This is a genomic window from Aphanizomenon sp. UHCC 0183, assembly GCF_009712065.1.
GTDB lineage: Bacteria > Cyanobacteriota > Cyanobacteriia > Cyanobacteriales > Nostocaceae > Dolichospermum > Dolichospermum heterosporum.
On sequence record NZ_VILC01000014.1, the window covers coordinates 73592 to 80138 of the forward strand.

The 6547-nt window shown below is 37.6% G+C and carries 9 protein-coding genes and 1 pseudogene; 6 read left to right on the plus strand and 4 right to left on the minus strand.

Translation table 11 applies throughout. The annotated features are described in order from the left end of the window. The first annotated feature begins 161 nt into the window (after window positions 1-161). The 5 genes and pseudogenes from FJR37_RS07235 to FJR37_RS07255 all read left to right on the plus strand — a co-directional run bounded on the left by FJR37_RS07235 (window position 162) and on the right by FJR37_RS07255 (window position 4615). Window positions 162-1295 (plus strand): branched-chain amino acid ABC transporter permease, encoded by a 1134-nt coding sequence (locus FJR37_RS07235; protein WP_168465656.1) that lies wholly within the window; start codon window positions 162-164, stop codon window positions 1293-1295. Between the two features lie 56 nt (window positions 1296-1351). Then, window positions 1352-1921 carry a Uma2 family endonuclease gene (locus FJR37_RS07240; RefSeq protein ID WP_168465657.1) on the plus strand — a complete coding sequence of 190 codons (570 nt, stop codon included), beginning with the start codon at window positions 1352-1354 and terminating at the stop codon, window positions 1919-1921. 88 nt (window positions 1922-2009) lie between these two features. After that, window positions 2010-2795, plus strand: coding sequence for an ABC transporter ATP-binding protein (locus FJR37_RS07245; protein ID WP_168465658.1), 786 nt, complete (start codon window positions 2010-2012; stop codon window positions 2793-2795). 194 nt (window positions 2796-2989) lie between these two features. Further along, window positions 2990-3202: pseudogene (locus FJR37_RS07250) on the plus strand (type II toxin-antitoxin system HicB family antitoxin). 54 nt (window positions 3203-3256) lie between these two features. Continuing rightward, window positions 3257-4615 carry a GTP-binding protein gene (locus FJR37_RS07255; RefSeq protein WP_168465660.1) on the plus strand — a complete coding sequence of 453 codons (1359 nt, stop codon included), beginning with the start codon at window positions 3257-3259 and terminating at the stop codon, window positions 4613-4615. Between the two features lie 196 nt (window positions 4616-4811). On the opposite strand, the gene FJR37_RS07260 is transcribed toward FJR37_RS07255, so the two are convergent. From FJR37_RS07260 to FJR37_RS07270, 3 genes are all read right to left on the minus strand, one after another. Beyond that, window positions 4812-5099: a type II toxin-antitoxin system PemK/MazF family toxin gene (locus tag FJR37_RS07260; protein WP_152608946.1), complete on the minus strand. Its 288-nt coding sequence runs from the start codon at window positions 5097-5099 to the stop codon at window positions 4812-4814. 125 nt (window positions 5100-5224) lie between these two features. Next, window positions 5225-5386 carry a hypothetical protein gene (locus FJR37_RS07265; RefSeq protein ID WP_254434531.1) on the minus strand — a complete coding sequence of 54 codons (162 nt, stop codon included), beginning with the start codon at window positions 5384-5386 and terminating at the stop codon, window positions 5225-5227. A gap of 5 nt (window positions 5387-5391) precedes the next feature. After that, complete coding sequence (locus FJR37_RS07270; RefSeq protein WP_027402973.1) at window positions 5392-5673, minus strand: hypothetical protein; 282 nt, start codon at window positions 5671-5673, stop codon at window positions 5392-5394. Window positions 5674-5930: 257 nt separating this feature from the next. Between FJR37_RS07270 and FJR37_RS07275 the strand changes: the two genes are divergently transcribed. After that, complete coding sequence (locus tag FJR37_RS07275) at window positions 5931-6191, plus strand: Calvin cycle protein CP12 (RefSeq protein WP_168465661.1); 261 nt, start codon at window positions 5931-5933, stop codon at window positions 6189-6191. A 147-nt stretch (window positions 6192-6338) separates the two neighbouring features. On the opposite strand, the gene FJR37_RS07280 is transcribed toward FJR37_RS07275, so the two are convergent. Further along, window positions 6339-6547, minus strand: a 209-nt coding sequence (locus FJR37_RS07280) for a WD40 repeat domain-containing protein (protein WP_168465662.1), incomplete at its 5' end; no start/stop codon positions are given.

A 6547-nucleotide genomic window follows, 5' to 3' on the forward strand; every position in this document is an offset into this window, starting at 1 on the left:
TTGGTCAAACACAAGTTTAATGTATGCTTTTGGCGATCCCTGCTTTGTCTTATACAGTTTTTAATAGAATAACGGATATAGAGGGGTTTCAGTTTACATTGCGTTACATTAACGGCTGATAACTGAGAACTAAAAAATGACCAATGACCACTAGCTAAATTATGATCGAATACCTGATTTTTCTCGCCATTTCTACCGCCACCTTCGCCCTGTTCGGACTAGGACTCAATCTCCAATGGGGTTTTACCGGTTTAATTAACTTTGGTCATATTGCTTTTATGACTTTGGGTGCGTATACGACGGTTTTATTAAGTCTCAAGGGCGTACCATTACTGCTATCGGCGGGAATCGGAGCAGTTGTGGCCGCAATGCTTGGTTTAGTAATTGGCTTTGCAACTTTGCGCTTACGCGAAGACTATCTTTCAATTGTCACCATTGGTACAGGTGAATTAATTCGATTAATAGTCAATAATCAGGATTTGCCTGTAGGTAATACGTGGATATCGGGATCTTTCGGTGTGCAAAGTTATGTTATCCCGTTATCAACAACTCCCAATTTATTTTTCCGCTTGGTAATGATTGGAGTATTAACTTTATTAGCAGGAATCACATTATTTTCTCTATGGCGTTGGGTGCGAACTGCTCAAATTTCTGCAAGTAATAATATAGTTAGAAATAGTAGTCTTAAACAAGAATTTACCTCTCGGTTAATAGTCGGAATTGCTTTAGGGTTATTAACTGCTGCAATTTATATTTCTGGTGTGATCGGACTGTATAATTATAATCCCAAAGCCGGGTTAATGTTGTTCATATTGTTGATTTTAGCTTTTGTCTTTTGGCGGTTAGAAATTTTAGTGCGATCGCCTTGGGGAAGAGTGCTAAAATCTATTCGTGAAGATGAAGAAATTCCCAAAGCCTTAGGAAAAAACGTTTTTTCCTATAAACTACAATCATTAATGTTAGGTGGGGCAATTGCGGGGATTGCTGGAGCATTTTTTGCTTGGCAACTAGGCGCAATTTACCCCGATAACTTCCAAACCCAACTTACCTTTGATGCCTGGATTATGGTAATTTTAGGTGGTTCTGGCAACAATCTGGGAACTATTTTAGGTGCAGTCATTTTCTTTACCTATGATGCCATCACTAGAGAATTTTTACCCAAAATTGTTCCCCTAGATGTAGAACGGATTGGTGCGTTTCGGATCATGTTTATTGGGTTACTTTTAATGGTATTGATGATTTGGCGACCTCAAGGTATTTTAGGGAAAAAGGAGGAACTGACTCTTGGTAAATAATTGGGCATTTGTGATGTTAAAATAGTTGATACAAGCCGTTTATGGGAGGAATAGCCATGATAGTTGCAACTGCTAACAAGATGACTTTGGAAGAATTTCTTCAGTTTGACGATGGGACGGATAATTTATATGAATTTGAGAATGGAGAATTAATTCCTATGCCTTTAGAAAGTGAGATAAATCGGCGCATAGCAATGTTTTTAGTTGCCTATTTTCTGCAATTGGGTATTCCCTATTACCGCTTGAGTATGAAAACAGAAATTGCTGTGAATAGTCGCCAGGTGGGGGTGCGTGTTCCTGATTTGGTGGTGTTTTCTGAAGAATTAGCTCAAGTGATGCAGGGGGCTACACGCTCGCTGATTTTAATGGATATGCCGCTGCCTTTGTTGGTGGTTGAGGTAGTGAGTCCAAATCAGGAAAATCGTGATTATCGTTATAAGCGTTCTGAGTATGCGGCGCGGGGAATTACTGAGTATTGGATTGTTGATCCAATTGGGCAAAAAGTGACAGTTTTGGAATGGGTGGAGGGTTTTTATGAGGAGCAAGTATATAGCGGGGATGATATGATTTGTTCGCCTCTATTTAGTGATGTAAAGTTAACTGTGGCTGAGGTTTTACAGGGATGAAATTTGATGAACTCCGACAATTTTTATTTCATAACAATAATTAAAAACCAACAAAAAACCTAAAAATGAAGTTGAGAAGAAAATTATAATGGTAAATAATATCGCATCACCCCAACTACCTCTTTTAGCTGCAACTGGACTTTGTAAAAATTTTGGCGGAATTAAAGCAGTTCAAGAAGCTAATATTGAAGTGATCAAAGGTAGCATTACTGGGTTAATTGGTCCGAATGGGGCTGGGAAAACTACTTTATTTAATTTACTCTCTAATTTTATTCGTCCAGATAAAGGTAGAGTGATTTTTGATGGTGAACCCATTCATCAATTACAACCATACCAAATTGCCCAACAGGGATTAGTGAGAACCTTTCAAGTTGCACGGGCTTTATCGAAGTTATCAGTATTAGAAAATATGTTACTGGGGGCGCAAAAACAAACTGGTGAGAACTTTTGGCAAGTGCAATTTCAACCCCACATTGTTGCTAAGGAAGAAAAGCAACTAAAAGAACGGGCAATGTTTTTATTAGAGTCAGTAGGGTTAGAAAAAAAAGCCGCTGATTATGCCGGTGGTTTATCTGGGGGACAGCGGAAACTTTTAGAAATCGGTCGGGCATTGATGACTAATCCTAAGTTAATATTGCTAGATGAACCTGCTGCTGGCGTAAATCCCAGATTAATTGATGACATATGCGATCGCATTTTAGCCTGGAATCGTCACGACGGCATGACATTTTTGATTATTGAACATAACATGGACGTAATTATGTCCTTATGTGATCGAGTTTGGGTATTAGCTGAAGGACAAAATCTAGCCGTTGGTAGTCCCACAGAAATCCAAAATAATACCAAAGTTTTAGAAGCATATTTGGGACAATGATATTATATTAGGTAATTGAACAAAAATATTTACAGTCATTGCGAGCGAAGGGAAGCAATCACAACCCTTCCGATTGCTTCATTTCACTTTGTTCCATATGGCTAACGCCACGCAACGCTTACGCAATGACAAGTTAATGAAGCAATAGCCGAATTAAATAAAATAGAAACAGAAGAAAAAGAGGAATCAGAGGAATGAAATATACAATTATTATTCAATGGTCAAATGAAGATAAATGTTATGTAGTTTCATTACCAGATTTTACAGATATTATGCAGCCTTGTACTCATGGAGACACTTATGAAGAGGCTTTAAAAAATGCCCAAGAAGTTTTATAAATGCTGATTTCATCTTATTTAGAAGACGGACAACCAATACCCGAACCGCAAATTATCGGCATTAATTAGATCCCCGACTTCTTTAAGAAGTCGGGGATCTGAAAATACAGAATCCAAAATCCTATGACTCGTAACCTACAAGAAACACATTTAAACCGCGCCCGTGCTAGTCTCAGACAAGCATTATCTTGGTATGGATATCTCCGTAAATCGGGACAACTAGCCGCAAATCCAGAGTTAGCAAGTTTGCTAAAACCAGAAATAGAAACCTTAAATGCCACACTCAATAAATTAGATGCAAATGTTATCAGAATTGCCGCTTTTGGTTTAGTCAGTCGGGGAAAATCAGCAGTATTAAATTCTTTATTGGGAGAAAAAATTCTCCAAACCGGACCCCTAAATGGTGTCACTCAATGGCCGCGTTCTGTACCTTGGAAACCCGGAGATAAGGTATTAGTTGAATTAATTGATACTCCCGGTTTAGATGAAATTGCCGGAGATTCACGGGCGCAAATGGCACGAGACGTAGCGCGTCAAGCTGATTTAATCTTGTTTGTGGTTTCTGGGGATATTACGAGAACTGAATATCAGGGATTATTAGAATTACGTCAAGCACAAAAACCTTTAATTTTGGTATTTAATAAAATTGATTTATATCCCGATACAGATAAAAATGCAATTTATAAAAATCTTCAACAATTAGGGGCAGGAAATACCCAAAATCAGCCATTGTTACCCGATGAAATTGTCATGATAGCGGCTGAACCTGCACCAATGGAAGTGAGAGTAGAATATGCAGATGGAAGCATCACCTCTGAATGGGAAACACCACCACCGCAAGTAGATGAATTAAAGCAAACAATTTTAAATATATTAAATCGAGAAGGACGATCTCTTTTAGCTTTAAATGCACTCATTCAAGCTAGAGAATCCGAAGAAAATATCGCCCAAAAAACCGTTCATATCCGCGAAAAAGAAGCAGAAGATATAATTTGGAGGTTTAGCCAATATAAAGCCCTAGCCATTGGCTTAAATCCTATTGCTTTCTTAGATATAATAGGTGGTTTAATTACCGATTTAGCCTTAATTCGGGCATTAGCTAAATTGTATGGTTTACCCATGACTGGCTATGAAGCTAGTGAATTATTAAAAACAATTTTATTTAGTTCTGGTGGTTTATTATTAAGTGAAATTGGCAGCAGTTTTATATTAGGTTTAGGTAAAAGTGCCGCAGCCATAGCTAGTGGTGATAATCCCTTTAATATTACTACTTTTTTCGGGAGTGCCATTACCCAAGGTGGAATTGCTGGTTATGGTGCTTATACAGTCGGTAAAGCCGCCCAGTTATATCTAGAAAAAGGCTGTACTTGGGGACAATTGGGCGCTAATACTGTCATTCAGGAAATTCTCTCACAAGTTGATAAAAATACTATTTTGTATCGCTTACAGCAAGAATTAGGCGATAATTTCGGCGAATTTTGAGAGATTGAATCTAAGAGGGTGTTTGAAAAGTTTTGAATGTATAAATTGACCCCTCTCCAAACCTCTCCCCGACGCAGGGAGAGGCTTTGAAAACCCCATTCCCTGGTAGGGAAGGGGGGCAGGGGGGTTAGGTTTTTGGAGATTATGGGTTTCATCTGATACTTTTCAAACAACCTCTAAGTAACCATCACAAACTTTATGATTTGGGATTTTTACCTCTTTTCCATGCTTTTGATGCTGGAAGTGTAGGTTCACAAGGCTTTTGTAAAATTTCAATAATGGTAGCAATAACTTGATTTATTTTTTCATCCCTTAATTTTCCGATATTCCTAATAACATTACTTTTGTCAACTGTTGCAATGATGTTAGGACGAATATAACAGGGACTTAAATTAAGTTGACCAAACATAAAATCCTGGTCTTCTAACTTAATTTCATATTCTCTACCTGGTTTACTGGTAAGAGGATGTTTGAAAAGTGGTATTCCGTAATTTTCATCACATTGCTACCCCCCTTAGTCCCCCCTTGTAAAGGGGGGAAACAATAAAAATCCAGTTCCCTCCCCTTTACAAGGGGAGGGTTAGGGTGGGGTAAAAAATATTTGATACATCAACCATAACTTTTCAAACACCCTCTAATAGGACAGAGAATAATATTATTACTATCTGATTCTGCTATAATCAAGGCAGGTCTTCTTTTAGTAGCAGATGCGTCAGAAAATGGAAAAGGTACAGAGATAACGTCACCTTTAGCAAATTTTTCCATAAGCATAAATTCTATAAATCCTTCCAAGCTTCGTCTTCTTCTGGTTCAAGCCAAACTTTATTGAGTGATGATTCACTTAACTCAAGAAAATCTTTTACTAAAATTTCCAAATCATCTACATTACTAACTTGCAAATTTTGAATCTTTTCAAGTGGTAGATTAGTTAGTTTAGCTACTAGAGATAAATCAATACCTTCTTGTAGCATATTGAGTGCAACTTGAGTTAAACCTTCTTGTAACCCTTGTTCCCAGGCTTCACGTAAAGATTGAGATTGAAGTGCTAATTCACGCATAATTATAAGTTACAGATACTCTGTTTAAATTATAACTAAAATATTTGGATTATTTAATAATTTAGCATTGCTAAAACTCCATTAGTGAATAATTAAGTCATGATTATACCATCATAGAATCAAAAAGTATATAAATTAACTAAAAATAATTATTGGAATTGTTACTTTGAAAAAGAGTTTACCAATTATGAGTAATTCTCTTCATTAGCAATCCTTAAAATTCCTAATTAACCTTTATCTCCCTCAAAAAAGGTAACATGATCATGGTCTCCCTAAACGAAGTTATCAACGGTAAAAAACCCATTGAAGCAGCAATTCTTGAAGCGATTACAGAAGCGCGGACAACCTGTACAGAAAATGGTAATAATTCCGCTAATTGTGCAGTAGCTTGGGATATTGTCGAAGAATTGCAAGCAGAAAAAGCCCATCAAAAACAAGCAAAACACCGCAAAACAGCCTTAGAAACCTATTGCGAAATGTATCCAGATGCGTTGGAGTGTTTGATTTACGATCTTTGATTTAGATTGAGATCAAGAAGAATGTAGAGACGAGAATCCCTACCCATGGAACGTCTCTACATTGGTTTGAGATCACACATATTTAATTTTCACCAGATATTTAGTCAAGAGTAAAAGTAAGAGATTCAAGTACATATATAAACCCCCCTATTCCACAGCGCCCAGCGCCTTCAAAGTCAATATTTCCGCCCGACTTAACCCCTTCACTCCCTGAATCTTCAACCCTGCATATAACCTATGGTCAAAGGTGGCGATACAGTCCCCAGACTGCACATCCCACAGTTTCACCGTTTCATCATAACTACCACTAGCCAAGGTCAGACCATCTCCACTCCAGGCTACTGACCTAACAAAAT

Bases quoted from the DNA above. Each gene is read 5' to 3' on its own strand.
- FJR37_RS07235 (WP_168465656.1), top strand. From the start codon at position 162: ATGATCGAATACCTGATTTTTCTCGCCATTTCTACCGCCACCTTCGCC.
- FJR37_RS07240 (WP_168465657.1), top strand. From the start codon at position 1,352: ATGATAGTTGCAACTGCTAACAAGATGACTTTGGAAGAATTTCTTCAG.
- FJR37_RS07245 (WP_168465658.1), top strand. From the start codon at position 2,010: ATGGTAAATAATATCGCATCACCCCAACTACCTCTTTTAGCTGCAACT.
- FJR37_RS07255 (WP_168465660.1), top strand. From the start codon at position 3,257: ATGACTCGTAACCTACAAGAAACACATTTAAACCGCGCCCGTGCTAGT.
- FJR37_RS07265 (WP_254434531.1), bottom strand. From the start codon at position 5,386: ATGCTTATGGAAAAATTTGCTAAAGGTGACGTTATCTCTGTACCTTTT.
- FJR37_RS07270 (WP_027402973.1), bottom strand. From the start codon at position 5,673: ATGCGTGAATTAGCACTTCAATCTCAATCTTTACGTGAAGCCTGGGAA.
- FJR37_RS07275 (WP_168465661.1), top strand. From the start codon at position 5,931: ATGATCATGGTCTCCCTAAACGAAGTTATCAACGGTAAAAAACCCATT.